The 21,530-nt window shown below is 61.5% G+C and carries 23 protein-coding genes, 1 tRNA gene and 2 pseudogenes; 12 read left to right on the top strand and 14 right to left on the bottom strand.

What is annotated here, in order from left to right; all coding sequences use genetic code 11:
* Nucleotides 1-60: 60 nt before the first annotated feature.
* Complete coding sequence (locus tag ACIP02_RS19360) at nt 61-690, bottom strand: DUF1780 domain-containing protein (protein WP_201207926.1); 630 nt, start codon at nt 688-690, stop codon at nt 61-63.
* Nucleotides 691-745: 55 nt separating this feature from the next.
* On the bottom strand, nt 746-1,177 hold the full coding sequence (locus tag ACIP02_RS19355; RefSeq protein WP_400619331.1) for a hypothetical protein: 432 nt from the start codon (nt 1,175-1,177) through the stop codon (nt 746-748).
* A gap of 110 nt (nt 1,178-1,287) precedes the next feature.
* On the opposite strand from ACIP02_RS19355, the gene ACIP02_RS19350 reads away from it, so the two are divergent.
* The gene (locus ACIP02_RS19350) at nt 1,288-1,971 is read left to right on the top strand and encodes an energy-coupling factor ABC transporter permease (protein ID WP_400619329.1); all 684 of its coding nucleotides are present in this window, start codon (nt 1,288-1,290) and stop codon (nt 1,969-1,971) included.
* Between the two features lie 138 nt (nt 1,972-2,109).
* Here ACIP02_RS19350 and yacG read toward each other — a convergent pair whose 3' ends face one another.
* The 4 genes from yacG to ACIP02_RS19330 are packed head-to-tail and all read right to left on the bottom strand — an operon-like array spanning nt 2,110 to nt 5,007.
* On the bottom strand, nt 2,110-2,310 hold the full coding sequence (gene yacG, locus ACIP02_RS19345) for a DNA gyrase inhibitor YacG (RefSeq protein WP_201205810.1): 201 nt from the start codon (nt 2,308-2,310) through the stop codon (nt 2,110-2,112).
* Nucleotides 2,307-2,930, bottom strand: coding sequence for a dephospho-CoA kinase (gene coaE / locus ACIP02_RS19340; RefSeq protein WP_400619325.1), 624 nt, complete (start codon nt 2,928-2,930; stop codon nt 2,307-2,309). Before coaE ends, yacG begins: the two co-directional genes overlap by 4 nt.
* Complete coding sequence (locus ACIP02_RS19335; RefSeq protein ID WP_400619322.1) at nt 2,930-3,796, bottom strand: prepilin peptidase; 867 nt, start codon at nt 3,794-3,796, stop codon at nt 2,930-2,932. Before ACIP02_RS19335 ends, coaE begins: the two co-directional genes overlap by 1 nt.
* Before the next feature lie 2 nt (nt 3,797-3,798).
* Nucleotides 3,799-5,007 carry a type II secretion system F family protein gene (locus ACIP02_RS19330; protein ID WP_400619319.1) on the bottom strand — a complete coding sequence of 403 codons (1,209 nt, stop codon included), beginning with the start codon at nt 5,005-5,007 and terminating at the stop codon, nt 3,799-3,801.
* A gap of 217 nt (nt 5,008-5,224) precedes the next feature.
* Here ACIP02_RS19330 and ACIP02_RS19325 point away from each other — a divergent pair, with 217 nt between their 5' ends.
* The 8 genes and pseudogenes from ACIP02_RS19325 (at nt 5,225) to ACIP02_RS19290 (ending at nt 11,138) form a co-directional block, all read left to right on the top strand.
* A complete protein-coding gene (locus ACIP02_RS19325) occupies nt 5,225-5,635 on the top strand; it encodes a pilin (RefSeq protein ID WP_400619316.1) in 411 nt (136 codons plus the stop codon).
* A gap of 71 nt (nt 5,636-5,706) precedes the next feature.
* A tRNA-Thr gene (locus ACIP02_RS19320) sits at nt 5,707-5,782 on the top strand.
* A gap of 164 nt (nt 5,783-5,946) precedes the next feature.
* Nucleotides 5,947-6,474, top strand: a complete 528-nt coding sequence (locus ACIP02_RS19315) for a tyrosine-type recombinase/integrase (protein WP_400619313.1) — start codon at nt 5,947-5,949, stop codon at nt 6,472-6,474.
* A complete protein-coding gene (locus tag ACIP02_RS19310) occupies nt 6,467-6,817 on the top strand; it encodes a hypothetical protein (RefSeq protein ID WP_400619310.1) in 351 nt (116 codons plus the stop codon). Before ACIP02_RS19315 ends, ACIP02_RS19310 begins: the two co-directional genes overlap by 8 nt.
* A gap of 6 nt (nt 6,818-6,823) precedes the next feature.
* Nucleotides 6,824-7,027: pseudogene (locus ACIP02_RS19305) on the top strand (Fic family protein); the annotation flags it as partial.
* 649 nt (nt 7,028-7,676) lie between these two features.
* Complete coding sequence (locus ACIP02_RS19300; protein ID WP_400619307.1) at nt 7,677-8,120, top strand: GFA family protein; 444 nt, start codon at nt 7,677-7,679, stop codon at nt 8,118-8,120.
* Between the two features lie 1,028 nt (nt 8,121-9,148).
* Nucleotides 9,149-9,961, top strand: a complete 813-nt coding sequence (locus ACIP02_RS19295; RefSeq protein ID WP_400619304.1) for an alpha/beta fold hydrolase — start codon at nt 9,149-9,151, stop codon at nt 9,959-9,961.
* Nucleotides 9,954-11,138 (top strand): ATP-binding protein, encoded by a 1,185-nt coding sequence (locus tag ACIP02_RS19290; protein ID WP_400619301.1) that lies wholly within the window; start codon nt 9,954-9,956, stop codon nt 11,136-11,138. The genes ACIP02_RS19295 and ACIP02_RS19290 overlap by 8 nt, the downstream gene beginning before the upstream one ends.
* A 220-nt stretch (nt 11,139-11,358) precedes the next feature.
* Here ACIP02_RS19290 and ACIP02_RS19285 read toward each other — a convergent pair whose 3' ends face one another.
* The 7 genes and pseudogenes from ACIP02_RS19285 to ACIP02_RS19255 form a co-directional block, all read right to left on the bottom strand.
* The gene (locus tag ACIP02_RS19285) at nt 11,359-11,667 is read right to left on the bottom strand and encodes a Txe/YoeB family addiction module toxin (RefSeq protein ID WP_400619299.1); all 309 of its coding nucleotides are present in this window, start codon (nt 11,665-11,667) and stop codon (nt 11,359-11,361) included.
* Nucleotides 11,633-11,917, bottom strand: a complete 285-nt coding sequence (locus ACIP02_RS19280; RefSeq protein WP_400619295.1) for a type II toxin-antitoxin system Phd/YefM family antitoxin — start codon at nt 11,915-11,917, stop codon at nt 11,633-11,635. The genes ACIP02_RS19285 and ACIP02_RS19280 overlap by 35 nt, the downstream gene beginning before the upstream one ends.
* Nucleotides 11,918-12,272: 355 nt before the next feature.
* Nucleotides 12,273-14,708: a TonB-dependent siderophore receptor gene (locus ACIP02_RS19275; RefSeq protein ID WP_400619404.1), complete on the bottom strand. Its 2,436-nt coding sequence runs from the start codon at nt 14,706-14,708 to the stop codon at nt 12,273-12,275.
* A gap of 115 nt (nt 14,709-14,823) precedes the next feature.
* Nucleotides 14,824-15,789 (bottom strand): FecR domain-containing protein, encoded by a 966-nt coding sequence (locus ACIP02_RS19270; RefSeq protein ID WP_400619292.1) that lies wholly within the window; start codon nt 15,787-15,789, stop codon nt 14,824-14,826.
* Nucleotides 15,786-16,292, bottom strand: a complete 507-nt coding sequence (locus tag ACIP02_RS19265; RefSeq protein WP_400619289.1) for a sigma-70 family RNA polymerase sigma factor — start codon at nt 16,290-16,292, stop codon at nt 15,786-15,788. The genes ACIP02_RS19270 and ACIP02_RS19265 overlap by 4 nt, the downstream gene beginning before the upstream one ends.
* Nucleotides 16,293-16,376: 84 nt before the next feature.
* Nucleotides 16,377-16,554, bottom strand: a pseudogene (locus tag ACIP02_RS19260) (GNAT family N-acetyltransferase); the annotation flags it as partial.
* Between the two features lie 189 nt (nt 16,555-16,743).
* Entirely contained in the window at nt 16,744-18,129 is a 1,386-nt protein-coding gene (locus tag ACIP02_RS19255) for a GntP family permease (protein ID WP_400619286.1), read from the bottom strand.
* A 472-nt stretch (nt 18,130-18,601) separates the two neighbouring features.
* Between ACIP02_RS19255 and ACIP02_RS19250 the strand changes: the two genes are divergently transcribed.
* From ACIP02_RS19250 to ACIP02_RS19240, 3 genes are all read left to right on the top strand, one after another.
* Nucleotides 18,602-19,531, top strand: a complete 930-nt coding sequence (locus ACIP02_RS19250) for a malate dehydrogenase (RefSeq protein ID WP_400619283.1) — start codon at nt 18,602-18,604, stop codon at nt 19,529-19,531.
* A 127-nt stretch (nt 19,532-19,658) separates the two neighbouring features.
* Nucleotides 19,659-19,802, top strand: coding sequence for a hypothetical protein (locus ACIP02_RS19245; protein WP_400619280.1), 144 nt, complete (start codon nt 19,659-19,661; stop codon nt 19,800-19,802).
* A gap of 201 nt (nt 19,803-20,003) precedes the next feature.
* Nucleotides 20,004-21,056: a transketolase-like TK C-terminal-containing protein gene (locus tag ACIP02_RS19240; protein WP_400619278.1), complete on the top strand. Its 1,053-nt coding sequence runs from the start codon at nt 20,004-20,006 to the stop codon at nt 21,054-21,056.
* 2 nt (nt 21,057-21,058) lie between these two features.
* On the opposite strand, the gene ACIP02_RS19235 is transcribed toward ACIP02_RS19240, so the two are convergent.
* Complete coding sequence (locus ACIP02_RS19235) at nt 21,059-21,505, bottom strand: MarR family winged helix-turn-helix transcriptional regulator (protein ID WP_400619275.1); 447 nt, start codon at nt 21,503-21,505, stop codon at nt 21,059-21,061.
* Nucleotides 21,506-21,530 lie beyond the last annotated feature (25 nt).

Below are 21,530 nucleotides of genomic sequence, written 5' to 3'. Positions count from 1 at the left end.
GATAAGGCTTTCTATCCCTGGCGCCGAGTGTACGCCATCGCAAACATTCGCTGCACTGGATCAAAGACTGATGCCCACGTCGAACACGATGCTGCGGCCCAGGTTGCTGCGCAGGAAGTCCGGCGCGTCGGGGTGGGCGAACAGCACCCGGGCAAAGGTCGGCCCCACCAGCGACAGCGAGCGCCAGCCCTGGCGCAGGTATTCGGTGGGCGGCGGGAAGTGGGTGTTGAGGTCGAGCACTTCGCGCTTGAGGCTGGAGAAGGCGATGATGTCCAGCTCGTTCAGCTCCAGGCCGCGCTCGCGGTAGTTGTGCGCTTTCTTGCGCAAGGTCGGCGCCAGGCGCCCGAGCAGTTCGGTGGCACTGATGCGCCGCGGGCGCGCTTCGCGGCGCACCAGTTGCGCCAGGGAAAACGCACTGCGCCGGCGCTGCAGCTCTTCGCGCCATTCGTCATTGAGCCGGCGGCCCTCGTCGAGCACAAAAAACACCTCGAAGGCCGCATCGCGGAACAGCACATCAGGCGGTTCCTGCCCGGCCGGGGTGAAGTCTTCGCTGCGGTAGGGAATGTTCAGCCCTTGCAACAGGCGCTGGCACACCCACCGCTCCCGCTCCCACTTGCGGGCGTTGGAGAGGAAGGCATTGGCTTGTTCCGCCTGGATGGTAAGCAGGCGCAGGTAGTCTGAGTCATCCATGCAGACAAGCTTAGCCGCTAATCGATGACGGTAAGATGCTGTTTGTGCGTGGGAATCAGCGCAGCACCGGCCACTGCTGCAGCAGCCCGACCAGGTGCACCACGCCAAAGCCCAGGCAGATCAGCGAACTGACCACGATAAAGCGCTGCGAGCGCCCGGTGCCGGCCAGCAATCTGGGCCCAAGCAGGCCACGCGCCAGGTACACCAGGGTGATCAGGCACATGGCTGGCAGCAGCAACGGCAACCGCCCGATTGCCCCGGCCGCGGACAAGGCATAGGCCGACCAGCTCAGCAGCACGCAGGCGATGGCGGCAGTGATCAGCCCCGGGTACCAGCGGCCTTTTTCAGCCGCCCGCGCCATGCGCTCGCCGGCGCCGAACAAGCGGTACCAGCGCGGGCCGACGGCAATGATCGCCAGGTGCAATACACCGATGGTGGCGTTGAGTGCTGCTGCCAGCAGCAGGGCTGGGTTGAGTCCTTCCAGCATGACCAATGCTTCCTGCATCGAATGAGTGCGCCAGCCTACCGCAGCCGAAGGAAAGGGAGAATGGGTGTAGACTCGGTTTAATCCACAGGGTTGCAAGGGGCATTGTTCAGGTGATCAGCGCGCAGGTGTTGTCCGGCACCACCCTTACCCTTGGCTGGCTGGGTTACGTGCCGTTGCTGATCTGGGCGGTCAGCCGGGTTCGCTGGGTTGAACTGTTCACTGATCGGCGCCGCCAGCATTTGCTGTTTGGCACGGTATTTTGCCTGTTTGCGTTGTGGCTGGTGAGGCGTGATTTCGATACCGGGGTGTCGTACCACTTTATTGGCATGACGGCGGTGACCCTGCTGCTGGACTGGCCGCTTGCGGTACTGGGTGGGTTCATGGCCCAGCTTGGTTTGCTGGCGCTGGGGCGCCAGGACCTGGCGGCACTGGGGGTGAATGGCTTGTTGCTGGTGGGCCTGCCGGTGTTGATTACCGAGGTGTGCGCGATAGCGGTCGAGCGTGCACAGCCGCAGAATCTGTTCGTTTATATCTTCTGCTCGGGGTTCTTTCCTGCCGCGCTGACCGTGCTTGTTTGCGTGCCTGCGGCGCTGGGTGTGTTGTGGCTGGATGGGCGGTTTGCCATGCCGGAGTGGCTTAGCGACTTTGTGGGCTACCTGTGGCTGATGATGTTCCCCGAGGCGTTCATCAACGGCATGGTAATCAGTGCGCTGGTGGTGTTTTGCCCGGAGTGGCTGGAAACCTTCAACCGTACGCGGTATTTGCAGGCGCCCTGGAAGGAGGATGAGCGGTGATTTTGGGGTGGCTTTGCCGGCCTATTCGCGGGTGAACCCGCTCCTACACAGGTATTGCGCCGGCCTTGAAGGCTGCGCAGGCCCCTGTAGGAGCGGGTTCACCCGCGAATAGGCCGGCACAGCCGCCGTGTTACTGGATCAATGCCGCGGCTCCAGATCCCCCGAATACAGCTCATCCTCGGACTCTTCCGACCCCGGTATTTTATGGTCTTCAGCCGCCCAGGCGCCCAGGTCGATCAGCTTGCACCGATCCGAACAAAACGGCCGGAACGCGCTTTTCTCGTTCCATTCCACAGGTGCGCCGCAGGTCGGGCAATCGACGGTCAATGGCTGGCTCATGGCTGGCCTCCTTTCAAAGTCAGGTAAAAGTGGTGCAGGCGGTCAATCTGCTCATGCAGCGCGGCCAGATCGCCGTCATTGACCACCACATCATCGGCATGGCGCAGGCGTTCCTCACGGCCCAGCTGGGCCTGCAGAATCGCTTGCACCTGCTCGGCACTGGTGTTGTCCCGCGCCAGGGTACGCGCTATCTGCAACTCCTGCGGCACATCGATCACCAGCACGCGCTGGGTCTTATGGTATTGCCCCGACTCGATCAGCAGTGGCGACACATATACCGCATACGGCGACTCGGCCCTGGCCAGGTAGCTGAAAATCTCCTGCCCGATCAGCGGGTGCAGCAGCTGCTCCAGCCATTTGCGCTGCGCCGGGTCGGCGAAGATCAGCTGGCGCAGGGCCGCACGGTCAAGCTGGCCGTCCGCCTGCAAAACACCCGCGCCAAAGCGCTCGACGATGCTGGCCAGGGCCGGGCGACCAGGTTCGACAACCCAGCGCGCTGCCTGGTCGGCATCGACCAGGTGCACGCCAAGCTCGACGAAGCGCTCGGCAGCGGCGCTCTTGCCGCTACCAATGCCGCCGGTCAGGCCGAGAATCCAAGGGGTAAAGGCCGCAATGGTCATCAGTATCCAAGCAGTTGCATGTATGAGGCGTATATTTCATCACCCCAGAGCACGGCAATCCACCCCGCAATCGCCAGATAAGGGCCAAACGGCATGGCTGTGCCCAAGGCATGTCGGCGCAAACGCAGCAGGCACAGGCCTACCAGCGCCCCGACCACCGACGACAACAGCAGCGTCAGCGGCAACACCTGCCAGCCACCCCAGGCACCGATCAGCGCCATCAGCTTGAAATCGCCATAGCCCATGCCTTCCTTGCCCGTGACCAGCTTGAACACCCAGTACACCGACCACAGGCTGAGGTACCCGGCCACCGCGCCCCACAGCGCGTCGCTGAGCGGCACATAGAGGCCAAAGGCATTGACGATCAGCCCTAGCCACAGCATCGGCAGCACCAGCACATCCGGCAACAGTTGGTGATCGGCATCGATAAGGCTCAGCGCCAACAGGCACCAGGTCAGCGGCAAGGCCAGCAACGCCTCGGCCGAAGCGCCAAACCGCCAGGCCACCAGCAGCGACAGCAGCGCGCTGGCCACTTCCACCACCGGGTAGCGCGGGCTGATACGGGTTTTGCAGGCTGAACAGCGCCCACGCAAGGCCAGGTAGCTGATGACCGGAATGTTTTCCCTCGCGCGAATCTCATGCGCGCAATGCGGGCAGCGCGAGGCGGGCAGGCACAGGTCGAACCGCTCGCGCAGCGTAGTCGGCAGCCCCAACACCTCCTGCGCCTCACGCTGCCATTGCCGCTCCAGCATGATGGGCAGGCGATACACCAGCACATTGAGAAAACTGCCCACCAGCAAGCCGAGCAGCGTGGCCAGGGTGAAGAAGTACGCCGGCTGCTCAGCCAGGAAAGTCCATAAAGTCATGTTCAGATCAAACTACCCAACTGGAAGATCGGCAGGTACATCGCCACCACCAGGCCACCGACCAGCAGGCCCAGGACCAGCACGATGGCCGGCTCCAGCAGGCTGGTCAACTGGTCCAGCGCCTGGCTGACCTGTTCCTCGTAATGGCTGGCGGCTTTCTCCAGCATCTGGTCCAGCGTGCCACTGGATTCACCGATGGCCGTCAGCTGCACCAGCAACGGCGGAAACAGCGGCTCAGCCGCCATCACCTGGTTCAGCCCCTGCCCATTGGCCATGCCCTGGCGCAGCCGCAACACCGCCTGCTCATGCAAATCGCCGCCCGTTACCCGCGCCACCGTACCCAACGCATCCAGCAACGGCACCCCGGCGCCATAAGACGTCGCCAGGCTACGCGCAAACCGCGCCAGCGCCGCCTGCCCCAGCAACTTGCCGAACACCGGCAAGCCCAGCACCTGTTGAGATATCCACAGGCGCGCTGGCGCATGTTGCCGGTACAGCTGGCGCACGGCAAAACCTAGCACCACACCCATTACCAGAAACAGCGGCGCAAACCGACTCAGCCCTGTGGACAAGTCGATCACCCACTGGGTAAACGCCGGCAACTCCGCGCCCATGCCAGAGAACATGTTCTCGAATTTCGGAATCACCTCCAGCAACAAAATTGCCGACACCCCCAGCCCGGTCAGCAACAGCAGCAGCGGATAGATCATCGCCTTGCGCACCTTCTTGTGCAGCGCCCGCCGCTGTTCCAGCATGCCCGCCAGCTGCTCCAGCTGCCGGTCGAGCGTGCCGGACTGCTCACCCACCCGCACCAGGTTGCAGTACAACGCATCGAACCACGCCGGGTGCCGTTGCAACGCATCCGCCAGCCCCAGCCCCGAAGCCACATCCTGTTTCAATCTATCCAGCAACGCCGCCAGCGCCGCATCACAGCCACTGCGCCCCATCACCTCGAACGCCTGCAACAGCGGCACCCCGGCCTTGAGCAAGGTCGCCAACTGCCGGCTGAACCCCGCGGGGTCGGCCTTCTCCCGCCGCTTGGAAAAACTGAACGCCAGCCCGCTGGCCGGCCGCAAGCTGGCCACGGTAATGCCCTGGCGAATCAGCCCGGCGCGCACATAGGCCGGACTGCGCCCAGGCGTTTGGCCGCTGACCGGCGCGCCGTTGGCGTCGGTGCCGTGCCAGCTGTAAAGCGGTGTGGGTGTACTCATGCAAAGTTCCTTGTTGTGCCCCTGCGACAAGCCTGGAAACAGCTTGCCGCGTCCATGAAAGGGCGCGCGTCCATGATGCTCACTAGAGTAGTTCAGCGAAGATCTCGCCCAAGCGGGCAGGGGTGACAAAAGGTGTCTGTTCAGGCCTACTGCGCCGCTGCCGCTTGGGGCGCGACCGACCTCAATGCGTAAGCGAACACACAAGGGAAATACGTTCATGAAAGGGCAACGCGGTATCACCCTGATCGAACTGATGATCGTCATCGCGATCATCGGCATTCTGACCACCATCGCCTTACCGATGTACACCAACCACCAGGCCCGCGCGAAGGCTGCGGCCGGGTTGCTGGAGATCAGCGCGCTGAAGACGGCGATGGACCTGCGCCTGAATGATGGCAAGGACGTGGCTGGCGCGGCCGAGTTGGGTGGCCAGCCGGCTACGGCGAACTGCGCGATCACGGCCAGCGGCAAGGCGGCGGATGGCAGCGGCAGCCTTGTTTGCACGCTGGTGGATGCGCCGGCCAATGTGCTGGGCAAGGCACTGACGTTGACCCGTTCTGCCACTGGGTGGGCGTGCACGACCGACATCGAGGAAGACCTGGCGCCAAAGGGCTGCAAGGGGGCGTGAGGGTAGGGCAATAAAGTAGTGGAAACAGGGGTTTGCGTAACGGGTGCGAGCAGTGGTACGTTGCGCTACACGCCGGTGTAGCTCAGTCGGTAGAGCAGCGCACTCGTAACGCGAAGGTCGCAGGTTCGATTCCTGTCTCCGGCACCATGATACGTTCCGCGATGACCCGTCATCTTCCGGAAACCCCAATAAAACCGCCAGCTTGGCGGTTTTATTTTGCCCGTAGCTTTGCGCTTTCTTCCGCCAAGTTCCGCAAATTTTTAGTACATTGCGCAGCGCATCCTAAATTCGGTGCCAAGGTGATGTACTAAATGCCTCTCACAGACACAGCGGCCAGGCAGGCCAAGGCCGAGGGGCTGTTAGAAGTGAATCCGGCCGCCGACCTCGACATCGTGGCGGTGCCTGAGCCGCCCGAGCAGCACAACCCAAACCTGCGCCGGCATGAGCTGAAAGAGTTACTGGTGGCGCTGCGCGACTTCAAGTGCGCTGAGTACGCCCGCAGCGCCGTGAAGCTGCTACTGTTGACCGGCGTGCGTACGATCGAGCTGCGCAGCGCGACCTTTGACCAGTTCGACTTCGTGGAGGGGTTGTGGACGATTCCGCCCGGGATCGTGAAGCAGTTGCAGCGAAGGGTTAGGACGAAAAGCGGGAGATTCCACCGTACTTGGTACCGCTTTCGCGGCAGGCGATGGAAGAGGCGAAGCACGCTCACTAGATCACCGGGCGCTATCGCGGGCCGAAACGAACCGCGCAAGCCTATAAGCGATGGCTCGGTGAATAATCTGTTGAAACGCATGGGATATGCGCCCGAATCAACAAGCAGGAGCAGACATGGCTAATGAGAGAAGTACACCATCGGACGCGTTTGAACCGTTTATCTACATTTTGAACATCATTTTCTGGGGGCCGATTCTTTACACGGTATTCGTGCCCTGGTTGAGCTTTGCGGTCATCAAAATTTGGCCGGCGCCGATCCTTGCGGGGTACTTCAACGCGATGGCATCCACTGGCTGGTTGGTGGTGTCTGTGCTGGTTGTCGTAGGGGGCTTATCCTATCTTGGCTTGTCATCTTATCGTTACGCCCAAAAGAAACTCGCCTACGACGCGGAGAAGGCAGCTCGGAGCCAAGCCTACGAGGCGGACAAAGCAGCTCGGAGCCAAGCAGTAAAGCCCGAAAGGTGAAAGCTTAACATCGCTCAGGCGCTGCCCGCGCTCACGGCCAACCAACGGACTTATCAGATCAAAAACCTGGTGGAGCAAGGGATGCTGTTGCCGGTCAGCCCAGGCACCAGGCAATACACCTTTGGCTTCTCCAACAACTACCTTGTGCGTGGGGTCATCAAGGCGTTGAGAGAGCAGGGGTTCATTCCAGAACCACTCGACAGGCCGTGAAAAGGAAGGCTCAGGTCCGGACGTTTTCCTTCGTGAGCTAACGAGAGCACGCTTTTTCGGGCTGCATAAACCGCGCTCTGGTACTGCAAAAGGCCCAGTCAAGGGCCGTGGCGTGCAGCCGATTTTCCCTTACCGTTTGGCGTAGCTCGCCCGGCAATGGGTAGATGCGAGTTTCCGACCGTGCTGGAGAAGTCTTGCGACTCACACGGCTTGTGGACTGAAGTTGATCTTCCTTGAACAGTAAGCGTCCGGAGAACGCTGGATGATTCGAATGACGCTGAGTACTTTTGGGTTACGGCCAAACGAGTTTCTAGATAGTCGTTTTCCATCACTGGGCTTTCGACCGGTGTTTTCAGGGATATTCGCCAAATTTTTCTAGATAATGCTTTCAGCTGCTAAAGATAATTTCTGGATAAGCATGCTGTCTCCTCGCGTTCCACACCGGCAAACCTTTGCTCTGGCCCGGTCAATCAGGGCAAGGTACGAACAACGATTGATGACAGAGCCACTCGATTGCCACTGTCAAAGCGCTGAGCGCTCTGCCGCCCTTGTCACACTGAAGCTCCTCCTGGACGATCATTGGCGCTGACTTTAGGGCGTGCTCAACGGGACACCTGCCTGTCTCCTCAGACCTGATGAGAGAAACGTTATGACTGATGAAAACAACGATGACCGCCCTGTTTTCCAGGCAGCCTGCCATTGTGGAACCGTGCGGTTTTCCGTGCGTTTGACCGATGGTGTGCGTACCGCGCGTCGGTGCAACTGCTCGCTCTGCCGTATGCGGGGTGCCGTAGCGGTATCTGCCAACCTGGGTGACATCACCGTCACCCAAGGGGAAGAGGCACTGACCCTTTATCAGTTCAACACACGCGAAGCGAAGCACTACTTTTGCTCGAAATGCGGCATCTACACCTTTCACCAACGCCGTTCGGCACCGGATCAGTACGGGGTCAACGTTGCCTGTATCGAGGGCATGAGCCCGTTCGATTTCCCTGAAGTGCCTGTTGGCGAGGGGCGGATTCATCCTAAGGACCGGGTAGGTGGCGGTTCAGCGATTGCGGGGTGGTTACGTTATGAAAGCAATAATGAGTGATTCAACACGTCAAACTTCGCTGCTCTGCAGCAACTTATTCGCTTGGCCGAATCTTGCGACTGGCCCGTTCCTGTTGAGGGCCGCTGGTGGGTTATTCCTGTCGGGTCGGGGTAGGGGGCTGCTGTGCAGCCCATCGCAGGCAAGCCAGCTCCTACACTGACCGTGTAGGTCCTGACGTGTGTGTGTTGCATGTAGCGAGCAGTTTTCCTACGAATCGCGCAGTCCTTTCGTACCCTGAGAAACTTGCGAAAACAGTCACCCAGGAATAAAGTCCCTCCGTCGCCGAAGCATCGGCGATGCGACCTTGGCCGGTCGGAATCGAAAGGCGCATTAGCGCCCAATCTTCATCGCAGGCGCTTTTTTTGTGCCCGCGATGTCGCGTTATAGCGGTGGTGCGCGGGACACCTTCGGGTGTGCCGGGCTCCTTTCGTCCCGGTCGGCCAACCCGCGTACTGCTGCCACCTTAACTTGCTTGGCCGCGCGAGGTGTTCGGCGGGCTTTTAGCATCGCCTGTGAGATCGAGCGCCGCCCGCGCGGCGCTTCGCGGCACAAGGCCGCTCCCACAGTCTGTTTCGGGCCAATCATTCCTGTGATTTCACCGCTGGCCGCCTTGTTTGTCCCATTCGATATCGGCTGCGACACTGCTCTTCATCAATTTCAAGCCATGCACCCAGGGTGCGCGCGCCAGTGCCACAGGAATAATTGGCCCGAAACAGATGTGGGAGCGGCGGTGCGGCGATCCGACTTGCCCCGCGAAGCGCCGCGCGGGCGGCGCTCGATCTCTCAGGCACCCAACATCCCAACGCATGCACCTGGCAGCCCAGACCGCTTAACTGACAGGCATTAGGCTTTACCCACCCATATCGCGTATGGTGCCCCCGATGGGCGTCAAACGGATATCAGCGTTACGTTCAACCCCTGCGGGAACCGCAAATCTGCGCAGCTTGTCCCACGCTCCGACTATTTTTTCTCTGGGTCTGGACGGGCTGTCACTTCCCAGCACTAAGTCGAACGGCACCAGGATATGTATGACTCTGCAGAAACGTAACAACGTACATATTGCTGGGGACGGAAGCGCGACCTTGATCCTGGCCCATGGCTTTGGCTGTGACCAGAGCATGTGGCGGTTGTTGCTGCCACATTTCGCCAGGCACTTTCGTGTGGTTACCTACGACCTGACCGGCTCTGGGCAGTCTGACCTGGGGGCGTACGATCATGGCAGGCACGCGTCGCTGTGGGGGCATGCCTCGGACCTTAACGAGATCATCGACGCGTATGCGACTGGCCCTGTCATCCTGGTCGGGCACTCGGTCAGTGCGATGATCTGTGCCTTGGCCGCAGTTCAGGCGCCAGGGCGGGTCGCCGCGCTGGTGATGATCGGCGGGTCGCCTTGCTATGTCGACACGGGTGACTACACCGGCGGACTCTCGCCGGATGAAGTGCGGCAAATGCTGGCCACCATCGACGACAATTATCTTGGCTGGGCCGGCACCATGGCCCCAGTGTTGATGGGGGCGCCGGGGCAGCCGGGGCTGCACGAAGAGCTACTGGAAAACTTTGCCCGGACCAACGCCGATATCGCCCGGCACTTTGCCCGTGTGATCTTTCTGTGCGATCACCGGCAGGACATTGGCGGGCTGTCGATACCCACGTTGATCCTGCAATGCCCCGGCGATGTGGTCGTGCCAATGAAGGTTGGCGAGTATCTGCGACGGGTACTGCCTGACAGCGAGCTGAACATCATTAATAACATCGGCCACTACCCGCAGTTGAGCGCGCCCAGCGCATGCACTGCGGCGATGGATGCGTTCTTCGCAAAACGCGGGCTTAGCGATGGATGACGCCGCGCGGCAGTTCACAGCTTCGTATTTCGAGCATGCCCCGTGCGGGCTGATCATCATGGCCGTGAATGGCGCCATCGTCCGCGCCAACCAGACGTTCTGCGATTGGTTGGGTTACGACTCGGCGTCGCTGCATGCGGGCAGTTTCGACCAGTTGCTGACCGTGGGTGGGCGCATGTTCCAGCGCACCCACTGGCAGCCATTGATGGACATGCAGGGCTCCGTTGCGGAGGTGAAGGTCGACCTGCAACACCGCAATGGAACAGTGGTTGCCGTGTTGCTCAATGGCATACGGCAAGAAACCGCCGAGGGTATCGGCTACCACCTGGCGCTGTTCGGCACTGCCCAGCGAGATCGCAACGAGCGGGCGGTGTTCGTGGCCATGCAGCGCGCAGAGGAGCTGCTGGCGCAGAAGGCCAGCGCCGAAGCCGCGTTGCAACGCGCCCAGGCGGAGTTGGCGGTGGCGTATGAGAATGCCCAGTATCGGGCGCTGCTTGCAGAGCGCATGGTCGCTGTCGCCAGCCACGACCTGAAGAACCCGATGACCGCCATCAAGATGGCCACCGAGTTGCTCGGGCGCGATATCCATTGCGACCGGGGGCGTCGTTTGCTGGGCAGCATCAGCACGTCGGCCGAGCGAGCGCAGCGCATGGTCGTCGATTTGCTGGACTTCGCCTCGATCAGGCTTGGCCAAGGCATCAGCATCCGGCGCCAGCAGGTCGACCTGGTGAAAACGATGGACCAGTGCGTGAGTGAGCTGAGGATTGTTTTTGCCAAGGCAAGCATTCGCCACTTGGCCCGGGGGCGGGGCGCGTGTGAGGTGGACCAGGACAGGTTGCAGCAGATGATCGGTAACCTGGTCGCCAACAGTGCGGCGTATGGCGACCTGCGCTATCCGATCACCCTCACTACCGAATTCAGCGACAAAGGGGTAAGCCTGGGGGTGCACAATCACGGGCCTTGCATCGCCGAGGAACTGCTGCCGACATTGTTCGAGCCGATGACGCGCGGCAGTGATCGGCAGGACATGCTGCGTTCGGTCGGGCTGGGGCTGTTCATCGTCAAACAGATCGCCGAAGCCCATGGTGGCAGAATTACCATGACCTCCAACCCGATCTATGGCACCACGTTCATTATCTGTTTGCCCTCAGCTATTGCGCCAAGCCCAGAAAGCTAGCGTTACTGTGGGAGACCACCCAGCCCTTTGGGCTGCGTTGTGCGCCTACCCTGTGGGAGCGGCTTTAGCCGCGAAGAATCCAACGCGGTGCGTGGCACCGGCTGCGCCGGTGTTCGCGGCTAAAGCCGCTCCCACAGTGCCCCTGCTAGTTCACTGGGTGATGTGTTGGTCCATGATAGCGGGCGTGCACCAATACCCGCACAAGGAGCAGCGCAACGATTCAGTCATCGTAATGGAAGCGACACTGCAGAATGGTCAGAACCCCGCCTTCATACAAGTACACCAGTCGGTGCTCCCGGGTAATGCGCCGCGACCAGAAACCCGACAGATCACCTTTCAGCGGCTCAGGTTTGCCGATGCCTTTAAATGGCGTCCGCAGGCACGCCTCGATCAACCCGTTAATGCTATGCAGGATGGCGTGGTCGCGTTCCTGCCAATGGCAGTAGTCTTCCCAGCCTTCATCGGTGAACTGGACGCTCACCGCACCACGCGCTTCAGTCTTGTTGCGTTGTTTGTGCTTCGTACTCATTAACAGTCACGTCCTTGGTAACCGCTTGGCCGGACCGAAGCTGAGCAATGGAAGCGCGCAGGCGCGAGGCGTTCTTGGCCGACCCCAGAAGGTACAGAGTCTCTTGCATGCCGTTGTAATCCTCGAGGGAGAGCATCACCACTGGCTCGCCACGCTGGCGCGTGATTATGGCAGGCTCATGGTCCCGGCAAACATCGTCCATTGTCTGCTTCAGGTCGGCGCGGGCCTGGCTAAAGGTCAGTACATGCATATTCAGAATCCTTCTCAGGCACAGCCTGAATCAGGTTGGCGCGATAGCGTGAAAGGCACGCCGCAGGGCAACTGCCGTCTGGATGCGGGCCGTATGCAGAGCCCCCTTTGCCGTGGAAAATCCTCCGTCAATCGGGCCATGACGTTCCATAGGCGCGGTTCGCAAGGTTCGAAGGGAATCTTCCCCAACAGCTGTCAGGAACGTACATTGTACCTAACATTGTACCTATCGACAAAAGGCTAGCTAATCCTGCAGCCCATCGCCGGCCGTGGAATCGCTTTGCGGCCCTTTCGCGACACAAGGCCGCGCCTGCAAAGGACCGCGCAGGTTGCGAGTACGCAAGCGGGCGCCTGCCCTAGAAGTCCCAGCGGGTAGTGACCATGACGTTACGGGGTTCGCCGTAAATGGCGGAGTTATAGAAGCCGACGTTGGTGTAGTAGTACTTGTCGAAGAGGTTGTTGAGGTTGACCGTCGCCGACAGGTTCGGGGTGATCTGGTAGCGGCTCATCAGGTCCACCACCCAGTAGGATCGCTGGGTAACGTCCTCGTTCACGCCCTTGGGGCTGTTCCAGATCTGTTGCCAGGCTTTGTTCTGCCAGCGTGCGCCACCGCCAACGGTGAGCTTGTCCAGGTCGCCAGTGAGCTTGTAGGTGGTGTAGAGGCTGAGCTGGTCTTCGGGCTCGAAGGTGGACAGCTTCACGTCGTTGCTGTCGCGCACCACCTTGTGGGTATAGCCGCCCTGCACCTGCCAGCCCGGGGCCAGCTCGCCGGACACTTCCAGCTCGTAGCCCTTGGTGGTCGCCTTGCTGCCTTTGAACGCGTAGTTGGCTGGGGTTGGCGTCTGGTTGTTGTAGGCGTCGTCGGGTACCGAGCGGTTGGTTTCCTTGACCTCGAAGTAAGCCAGGCTGGCATTCAGGCGGCCGTCGAAGAATTCGCCCTTGATGCCGACTTCGTAGTTCTCGCCTTCATCCGGTTCGATCAGTTTGTTGTCGCGGTCGCGGTTGTAGTTTTCCTGGGGCATGAACACGTCGGTGTAGCTGGCGTAGACCGAGAAGTTTTCGTTCAGGTCGTAGATGGCGCCGGCATAGGGAATGAAGCGCCCGGACTCGGTATAGGTCGGGGTCAGGCCGGTCAGGCTGTAATTGACCACGCGGCCGCCCAGCAGCAGTTTCAGGTCGTCGGTCACGTTCAGGCGGGTAGTGAGGTACACGCCGGTCTGGCGGATGACGTCGTCGGTGCGCTGCGACACCGGGCCCCAGTCGGGCTTGGGCAGGTTGCCGTGCCAGTTGTTGTAGTCCACGCGGTTGGGAACCGGGAAGGTCTCGTCCCAGTAGCCTTTGCCGTCCCAGTGGGCCTTGCTGATCGAGCCGCCCAGCACCAGGTCGTGCTCGCGACCGAGCATGCTGAACGGGCCGCTCAGGTACAGGTCGGCCGAGTCGCTGGTGGTGTCGCCCTTGTAGCGTTGCGCGTTGATTTCGGCACTGCCGTCGGGCTGCGGCTGGTCAAACTGGATCGCGCCCATCTGCGCATCGTAGCCATTGTACTTGTGGTCCAGTTGCAGCTTGGTCACCCAGCCGTCGCCCAGCTGGTGTTCCAGGGTGGCGAACAATGTGCGGGTGTACTGCTGCCAGCTACTCCAGTCGGTGGCGTTGCTGAACGAGCGCTTGCCGTCGTTGCGCTCACCCTTGGAATTGAGCAGGGGGAAGCTGCCGGACCAGGTGGAGCCTTTGGGGTCGTTGTCCTGGTAGTCGGCGCCTACGGTCAGCAGTGTGTCGGGTGACAGGTCGAACTCGAGGATGCCGTAGAACACCGAGTTCTGGCTTGAGTAGCGGTCGATGAACGAGTGCTTGTCCTGGTAGGCGGCCACGGCCCGGCCACGGATATTGCCGGTTTCGGTCAATGGGCCGCTCACATCCAGCTCGCTGCGGTAGTTGTCCCAAGAACCCGCGCCCAGGGTAGCGTGGCCCTGAAAATCGGCAGTCGGCTTTTTGCGCACCAGATTGATGGTGCCGCCCAGCGAGCCCGCGCCGCTGAGCAGGCCAGATGCACCCTTTAGCACTTCGATACGGTCGTAGATGGCCATGTCGCTCAGGGTGTTGCCCGCCGAGTAGGCGACGTTGCGCACGGCGGAGGGGATGCCGTCGAATTGGAAGTTGTTGATCGAGAAACCGCGGGAATAGTAGTTGGTGCGGTCGGTGTCGTAGGCCGATACGGTGATGCCCGGCGTGTGGCGCATTACCGCATCAACACTGTTCAGGGCAAAGTCGTCCATGTGCTGGCGGGTGACCACGCTGATCGACTGTGGGGTTTCCCTGGGCTTCAGCACCAGCCGGGTAGCCGTGGCGATGGTGCCCGGGGTATACGAGCCTGTGCCTTCCGTGACCGTGCCCAGCTGGTTGCTGATGATGTTGGTGGCACTCAGCTCCAGGGCTCCACCGCTATCGGGAGCGGCCTCAAGCGAATAGTTACCAGCGTTATCAAGCGCCCGAAGGCCGGTACCTGCCAGCAGCAGGGCCAGGCCATCGGCAACGGAATAGCTGCCGTTGAGCCCGGCACTGCGCTTGCCAGCGGTGAGCTTGGCATCGGCAGAAAGCAGGATGCCGGCCTCGCTGGCGAATCGGTTCAACGCCTGATCCAGGCCGCCGGCGGGAATGGAGTAGCTGCGGGATTGTTCGCTGGCGCTGGCCGGTGTCGCGGGCACCGCCAGCAGCAGCGGGCCGCTGCAGAGCAAACCGGCAAACAGGGCGTGACGAACCGCATGGCTCAGTTGAGAAATGGATGTCGTGGGCAGATACGGCACTCTGAATGTTCCTCTTGAGAATGCTTCTTGGTTGAATTCAAGAGGTATCCCGGACGAGTCGGCAAAACCGACAATGGATTGCAGGATTTTTTTGTAATCCGGATTGCTACGCCTGTGATGCCGGGCTGATGGTGGTCCAGAAGCGTGTCAGCCTGTGCACTTTCACGGGCAGTGACTGTTCCAGTGCCAAGAGCACGCGGTCTGTGTCTGCCAGCGGGAACACGCCCGTCAGCGGCAGGGCGGCCACGGCGGGGTCGCAGCGCAGCATGCCGGGGCGATGGCGAGCGAGTTCTGCGATGAACTGCCCCAGTGGCGTGCGCTCGGCGACCAACCGGCCATCGTGCCAGGCGATGGCGTTGGGGTTGGCTGGCACGATGTCACCCAGCCGGCTTGCGGAGAACCGGCAACCTTGCCCGGCTTGCAGGCGTATGGCGCGGGCATGTCGCGGGCGCAGTTCCAGTTCGCCCTCGTACAGCTCGACCTGGCATTCATCGTCATGTTGATAGACGGAAAAGCGTGTGCCGAGCGCCTGGACTTCTCCGACGGCGGTGTCCACGATCAACGGGCGTTGCGCCCGGTCCTGGCCGCTGTCCAGTAGCAGCTCCCCCGTCAGCAGGCGAATGCGCCGCTCGCTGACACTGAACAGGATATCAACCGCACTGCCACTGTTCAGGCTCAGCCGGCTGCCATCGGCCAGCGTGCGCTGCAGGCGTTCGCCGGTGCCGCTGCGCAGTTCTGCCATCGCCTCGCGCCAAGGCAATTGCGACTGGGCGAGATAGCCGCTGCCGCCAGCCAACAGCAATGTGCCGAGCAGTTTCAGCGTTTGCCGGCGGCGCGCATCGGGCTGCTCTCGCAGCACGCTAAGGGCGGTATCCACCGGCACACCGCTCAGGGTGCTTTGCAGCTGCTCCAGGCGCAGCCATGCGCGGTCATGCTCAGGGTCTGCCGCGCGCCATTCGGTGAAGCGCCGCAGTTGTTCCTTGTCCAGTTCTCCGCCCCATTGCAGCATCAGCCAATGGCTGGCCTGCTCGACGATGTTGGCGGCGATCGGGGCTTCGCTGGCGCTTTTCATTCGGCGTACAGCACCTGGTAGCAGGCGGTGATAGCACGCAGCATGTACTTCTGCACGGAGCTGACGCTGACCTCCAGGCGCTCGGCGATCTGTGGATAAGTCAGCCCTTCGAACTGCGACAGCAAAAAAGCCTCTCGCACCTTGGCCGGCATGCTGTCGAGCATGGCATCGATCTGCATCAGGGTTTCGATGACGATGGCACGGGTTTCCAGTGACGGGCTTTCCGGCTCGGGCAGGGCGGCCAGGCTGTCCAAGTAAGCTTGTTTGATACGCTGACGGCGCCATTGGTCGATCACCAGGTTGCGGGCGATCTGTGCCAGGAACCGGCGGCCATCGCTCTGCTCGGGCAGGCGGCGTGTTACCAGCAGCCGCAGGAAAGTGTCTTGCGCAATATCCGCCGCCCGCTCGCGATCCCCAAGGCGCAGGCGCAGCCAGCCTTGCAACCAGCCGTGGTGGTCGCGATAAAGGCTGTCGAGGGGTTGCAACGGGGCGTCAGGGGGCACTTTCCTTTTCCCAAGAATAAGCCGCAGATAGGAATCAGTTGCAATTGTAGAGTGGGCGGGGGATTTTTGGAACAGCCGCCGTTTTTAGCCGACCAGTCGTTTGTACATGGGCGTGCATGCTAGCTCGAGCCCCGAAGGCGAGGTATAGATACCCTCAGCCTCCCCCTTGATAACCACACCGATGGTAGAACGGGGTGGCATTCGGGGTGGCGTCCAGGTGAATCTCGGTCAGCCCAGCCTCAAGCGCCAGCCGCTCCAGATAGTGGTATCGGGGCGAGTGCCTTTCCGTGATGGGCGGGCATTGCGGTGGCTGGCACGAGCTTCGCTCGTGTTCGCGGCTGAAGCCGCTCCCACAGGCACAGTGTTAACTCGAAGCCAGCGCAGTCCCTGTGGGAGCGGGTTCACCCGCGAAGAGGCCAGCGTGGTGCGGCAAAGCTTCTTTGAAGCCGCTTCAGCCCACGGTTATCGCCGCATTCAACATCAACACCACAATCAAACCGACCACCGCCACAATGGACTGCACCACCGAAATGGTCTTGGTCGCTTCGCCCATGGTCATGCCAAACGATTCCTTCACCATCCAGAAACCGGCATGGTTGGCATAGTTGAAGAACAGCGAACCGCAGCCGATGGACAGGGCCAGCAATGGCAGGTTCAGGCTGGGGTCGGCACCTGCAAGCGGCGCCAGCAAGCCGGCAGCGCCGACGATGCCGACCGTGGCAGAGCCGGTAGACACCGACAGCAGCATCGCGATCAGCCACCCCAGAATCAACGGCGGGAAGGCAGATTGCTGGGTCAGGTGCACGATGGCATCGCCGACCTTGGCGCTGGTCAGCATCTCCTGGAAGGCGCCGCCGCCGGCGATGATCATGATGATTGAGGCGATTGGCTTGAGGCTTTTGCCCAGCGCATCGCGCAGTTGTTCAGCGTCGCCACCGCGCGCCAGTACCAGGCTGAAGCCTGCGAACAGCACGCCCAGCAGCATGGCGATCAGCGGGTTGCCGAGGAAGCTGGCCATTTGCAGCAGGGCATTGCCCTTGGGTAGCAGCATTTCGGCGACGGCATGCACCAGCATCAGGATCGCCGGCAGCAGCGCGGCCAGCATGCCGACCAGTACGCTTGGGCGAGTCTGATCATCGGCTTTCTCTGTCAGGGTGAACTGGTCCAGCAATGCCTGATCGGGGCGGGTGCTCATGCGCTGCGAAATGAACATGCCATACAGCGGGCCGCCCAGGATCATTGCCGGGATGGCGGCAAGGAAGCCATACAGCATGGTCGGCCCGACCGAGGTCTTGAGTACGGCGATGGCGGTCAAGGGGCCAGGGTGCGGCGGTACCATGCCGTGCATGGCGGCAAGCGCGGAAATCACAGGCACGCCTACATACACATACGCAGAGCCCTTGAAGCGGGCCTTGCTTTCCAGCTTTCGCGCCACGCTGAAGATCAGCGGCAGCATGATCACCAGGCCCACCTCGAAGAACATCGGGATGCCAATGACGAAGGCAACCAGCATCATCGCCCACGGAATCATCCGGTCCGAAGTGCGCCTGAGGATCACGTCCGCGACCTGTTCGGTAACGCCCGCGTCAGCCAGGATTTTGCCGAGCATTGCGCCCAGTGCGATCACCACCCCGACCGCACCGAGTGTCTTGCCGGCGCCGGTGAGCAAGTGCGAGACGATGCTGCCTAGTTCCATCTGGGTAGCAAAGCCGACGCCAATGGACACCACCAGCAAGGCCAGAAGCGGGTGCATCTTGAGGCGGGACACGATCAGCGCCACCAGCACCAGGACACTGACCAGTGCGGTCAGCAACAGCTGTATATCCAGGGGAGTCATGCAAGGAATCTCGGTTGGGCAGGCGCGCTGGCGGCACTAAGGATTTGAATGCGTGAGAGCCGAAATAGCGAGGGCTGGAACTGAGGCCGGCTGACGGAGGTAATGCGCAAGGCAAGTGGATTTCGTTGAAAGGTATACATGAAGCGATTCACCTTGTTATTTGGTCATCTATATGAATCCTTGCAAAGTATTCGGGCTTCAACCGGACAGTGTCAAGTGAACGTCGTCGTAGCTTGAGAGATGCGTTGATCCCCTGTAGGAGCGGGTTTACCCGCGAAGCAGGCGACGCGGTGGATGGCACCGGCTTTGCCGGTGTTCGCGGCTGAAGCCGCTCCCACAGGGAGATTCGTGCATGACAGTGGCTCCTGCAGGTGGGGCGAAACACTCAGGGTGGCCTTTTAGCCGCAGCGAGCAATACTTCTCTCTATACGCAGGCGTGTTCCTGGTGGCACGCGCCGCTGGGAGGTGTCAGGTGAACAAACTTTCAATCATAGGTGCCGGCCTGGTCGGCGAGGCCGCGGCGCAGATCATTGCGCGGGATGAGTTGTGCCGTGAACTGGTGTTGATGGATGTGCAGGGTGAACTGGCCCAGGGCAAGGCGCTGGATGTATGGCAGGCTGCCGTCGAGTCGGGTTCCGATACTCGGGTTCACGGCGGGGCCAAGGCTGAAATGCTCGACGGTTCCGAACTGGTGGTGATTACCGCAGGTGTGCCGCGCAAGCCGGGCCAGTCGCGCCAGGATGTACTGAGTATCAACCTGCCGATCCTCGACGGCATCATGGCGGATATCAAACGCCACGCGCCGGCTGCCACGGTGCTGGTGGTGTCCAACCCGGTCGATGTGCTGACCTATCGCGCCTGGAGCTTGAGCGGCCTTGGGCGTGACAAGGTGTTCGGGCAGGCGGGGGTGCTGGATACCGCGCGCATGAAGTGCTTCATTGCCGAACAGACCGGGTTTTCGGCCCGGGATATCACGGCGCTGGTGCTAGGTGGGCATGGCGACAGCATGGTGCCGCTGATGCGTTACTGCCAGATTGGCTCGGTGCCGTTGTCCCACTTCTTGTCCGCCGAGCAGATCGAGCAGATTGTCGAACGCACGCGCAAGGGCGGCGGCGAGATCCTGGGCTTGAAGAAGATGGGCAGCGCCTGCGATGCACCCGGCGTGGCCATAGCGCAGATGGTCGATGCGATCGCCAATGGGCGAAACCGCATTCTGCCGGCGGTGGCGATTCTTGAGGGTGAATACGGACGCAACGACATCGCCATGGGGGTGCCCTGTGTACTGGCAGAGCAGGGGCTGGCGCGGGTCATCGAATTGCCGCTGGATGCGCAGGAGCAGGCCATGTTTGACCACTCTGCAGATCAGGTGGCGAGGGATATTGCCGAGATGAAGGCGCTGTGAGCGAGGCGGGGCTTGGGTTGCCGGTCAGTCAAGCAAATTGGGCCGCGTTGCGCCCCATCGCCGGCAAGGCAGCTCTCACAGGATAATCACCGTGCTCGAGGGCAGTGGAGTACCTGTGGGAGCTGGCTTGATCAGCAAACACCTCGAGCTGCAGTACAACCTGGATAACGTGTTCGACAAGAAGTACTACCAGACCCCGGGCAACCCCAACTACTGTAACTTTTATGGCGAGCCGCGCAACTTCAACGTGGCGTTGCGGGCCAGGTTCTGAGCCTGGCACTGGACCATGTCGGCCTTGGCCGCGAACACCGATACACCGTGTTGGTTGCTTCGCGGGTAAACCCGCTCCTACGGGCCAGCGCTGTCCCTGTGGGAGTGTGACCTACAACTGGTAAGGGGGATTGTTGTTGCAATTGCAACTTCATTGCGCTATCACATGATGCACGCGCCTGTGCATCGAGGGATTTTTGCAATGGACAACCTGGGTCTTCAACGCACCACCCGCACTGAATCCGCAGCCGAAGCCTGCATGCGTCATATCGACGAGTCGGCCCGGCTGCAGGGCTCGCGCAGCTCGCCGCTGTTTTCTGTGCTGGACCTGATCAAGCGCATGCGCAGGGACCCGCAGGTCGGTGGCCAGTTTTGGCTGATCGATGACCGTGCCACCGAGCAGCAGCCGGATACGCCGGTGAGTGCCTGGCCGCTATGGTTCAGCAAAGATGCCCGTGCCGACGAGCGGCCGATGCTCTACCTGACTCAGTCGCCCACGTCGGCGCGCTTGTCGATGCTGACCAACCAGACGGCGCAGCGTGGCATCTTCCTCAACGATATCGAGTCGAGCCCATCGCGCTGGGCCAAGGGCGCGCACCCGTGGTTGCCGATGTGGCTGGCATCGAACCCGCAGTGCATGCCGTATGACCCGGCCTGCGGCGACGAGGCCCGGGTGATTCTCAGGGGTGCCTTGCGCGAGCTGTACCTGAAGGGGCTAACCGGTTTTTGCTACATGACCTTGCATGACGAGCCGGGCGACAAGCTTGAATGTGATCGCAGCCAGGCTTACCTGGGCATGTATCCGCTATTGCGTGAGGCTGGGGGCACCCCCCAGGTGCGGCTGTTGGGGGCCGGGCAGGTGTTGCGCGAAGTGCAGGCAGCAGCCGGGTTGCTTGAGCGCGACTGGGGCGTGGCCAGTGAAATCTGGAGTTGCCCCAGTTATACGCGCCTGGCCCGTGATGCTGCCGCTGTGCAACGCCAGAAGCGTCGCCAACGCCGCTCGTATCTGCAGCACTGCCTGGGCGGCAGCCAACTGCCGATCATTGCAGTCACCGGCTATGCAGAGTTCGTCGCCGGGCAACTGGCTGGGCATGTCAGCGCGCCATTCACTGCGCTGGGTGCCGATACGTTGCAACCGGGCCAGCGCCCTGATCGGCACTGGATCACTTACCTCGCCTTGCAGTCGCTGGCCCGGCAGTCGGTCATTGACGCAGGTGTGCTGGGCCAGGCGTTGCAGCGCTACAACCTGGGCTGAGCCTAGCGTGAATACTGACGCGCGCTGCCGATAGCGCCTTCCAGGGCTTCGGAAAAGGCTTTTTGCTGTTCCTCGTCGAACTGGGCCAGGAACAGTTCATCGACCGCCTGTTTGTAAACTTTCCACATACGCTTGCGCAGCTTGCGGCCGCTGTCGGTGATCTGCGCCACCGCGCCGCGCGCGTCATCCACGGCCTTGACCCGCTCGACCAGGCCTTCTTTCTCCAGCCGGTCGACCAGGCGGGTCAGGTTGTAGCGCTCGATCGCCATCACATCTGCCAGCTCGTGCATGCGCCGGCAGCCGTCGGTGCCGCTCTCGATGCCCCAGAGTGCGTCGTACCACGCATAAGGGGGCAAGTCCTGCTCGCTGAGGCGACGTTCGATCTCGCGGATCAGGCTGCGGTGGGCGCGTACGAAGCTGAACCAGAGGTCCGGGGTGTTGCTCGGCATGTGATATTCCAAAATTGAAAATTTT

This window comes from Pseudomonas sp. NPDC089408, from assembly GCF_044749445.1.
Classification (GTDB): domain Bacteria; phylum Pseudomonadota; class Gammaproteobacteria; order Pseudomonadales; family Pseudomonadaceae; genus Aquipseudomonas.
The sequence above is the reverse complement of the archived record's forward strand: the minus strand, read 5'-3'. Positions and strand labels throughout refer to the sequence as shown.

Excerpts from the sequence above, each read along its gene's own strand:
- ACIP02_RS19360 (WP_201207926.1), bottom strand. The coding sequence starts at position 690 with ATGGATGACTCAGACTACCTGCGCCTGCTTACCATCCAGGCGGAACAA.
- ACIP02_RS19355 (WP_400619331.1), bottom strand. The coding sequence starts at position 1,177 with ATGCTGGAAGGACTCAACCCAGCCCTGCTGCTGGCAGCAGCACTCAAC.
- yacG (WP_201205810.1), bottom strand. The coding sequence starts at position 2,310 with ATGAGCCAGCCATTGACCGTCGATTGCCCGACCTGCGGCGCACCTGTG.
- coaE (WP_400619325.1), bottom strand. The coding sequence starts at position 2,930 with ATGACCATTGCGGCCTTTACCCCTTGGATTCTCGGCCTGACCGGCGGC.
- ACIP02_RS19335 (WP_400619322.1), bottom strand. The coding sequence starts at position 3,796 with ATGACTTTATGGACTTTCCTGGCTGAGCAGCCGGCGTACTTCTTCACC.
- ACIP02_RS19330 (WP_400619319.1), bottom strand. The coding sequence starts at position 5,007 with ATGAGTACACCCACACCGCTTTACAGCTGGCACGGCACCGACGCCAAC.
- ACIP02_RS19325 (WP_400619316.1), top strand. The coding sequence starts at position 5,225 with ATGAAAGGGCAACGCGGTATCACCCTGATCGAACTGATGATCGTCATC.
- ACIP02_RS19315 (WP_400619313.1), top strand. The coding sequence starts at position 5,947 with ATGCCTCTCACAGACACAGCGGCCAGGCAGGCCAAGGCCGAGGGGCTG.
- ACIP02_RS19310 (WP_400619310.1), top strand. The coding sequence starts at position 6,467 with ATGGCTAATGAGAGAAGTACACCATCGGACGCGTTTGAACCGTTTATC.
- ACIP02_RS19300 (WP_400619307.1), top strand. The coding sequence starts at position 7,677 with ATGACTGATGAAAACAACGATGACCGCCCTGTTTTCCAGGCAGCCTGC.
- ACIP02_RS19295 (WP_400619304.1), top strand. The coding sequence starts at position 9,149 with ATGACTCTGCAGAAACGTAACAACGTACATATTGCTGGGGACGGAAGC.
- ACIP02_RS19290 (WP_400619301.1), top strand. The coding sequence starts at position 9,954 with ATGGATGACGCCGCGCGGCAGTTCACAGCTTCGTATTTCGAGCATGCC.
- ACIP02_RS19285 (WP_400619299.1), bottom strand. The coding sequence starts at position 11,667 with ATGAGTACGAAGCACAAACAACGCAACAAGACTGAAGCGCGTGGTGCG.
- ACIP02_RS19280 (WP_400619295.1), bottom strand. The coding sequence starts at position 11,917 with ATGCATGTACTGACCTTTAGCCAGGCCCGCGCCGACCTGAAGCAGACA.
- ACIP02_RS19270 (WP_400619292.1), bottom strand. The coding sequence starts at position 15,789 with ATGAAAAGCGCCAGCGAAGCCCCGATCGCCGCCAACATCGTCGAGCAG.
- ACIP02_RS19255 (WP_400619286.1), bottom strand. The coding sequence starts at position 18,129 with ATGACTCCCCTGGATATACAGCTGTTGCTGACCGCACTGGTCAGTGTC.
- ACIP02_RS19240 (WP_400619278.1), top strand. The coding sequence starts at position 20,004 with ATGGACAACCTGGGTCTTCAACGCACCACCCGCACTGAATCCGCAGCC.
- ACIP02_RS19235 (WP_400619275.1), bottom strand. The coding sequence starts at position 21,505 with ATGCCGAGCAACACCCCGGACCTCTGGTTCAGCTTCGTACGCGCCCAC.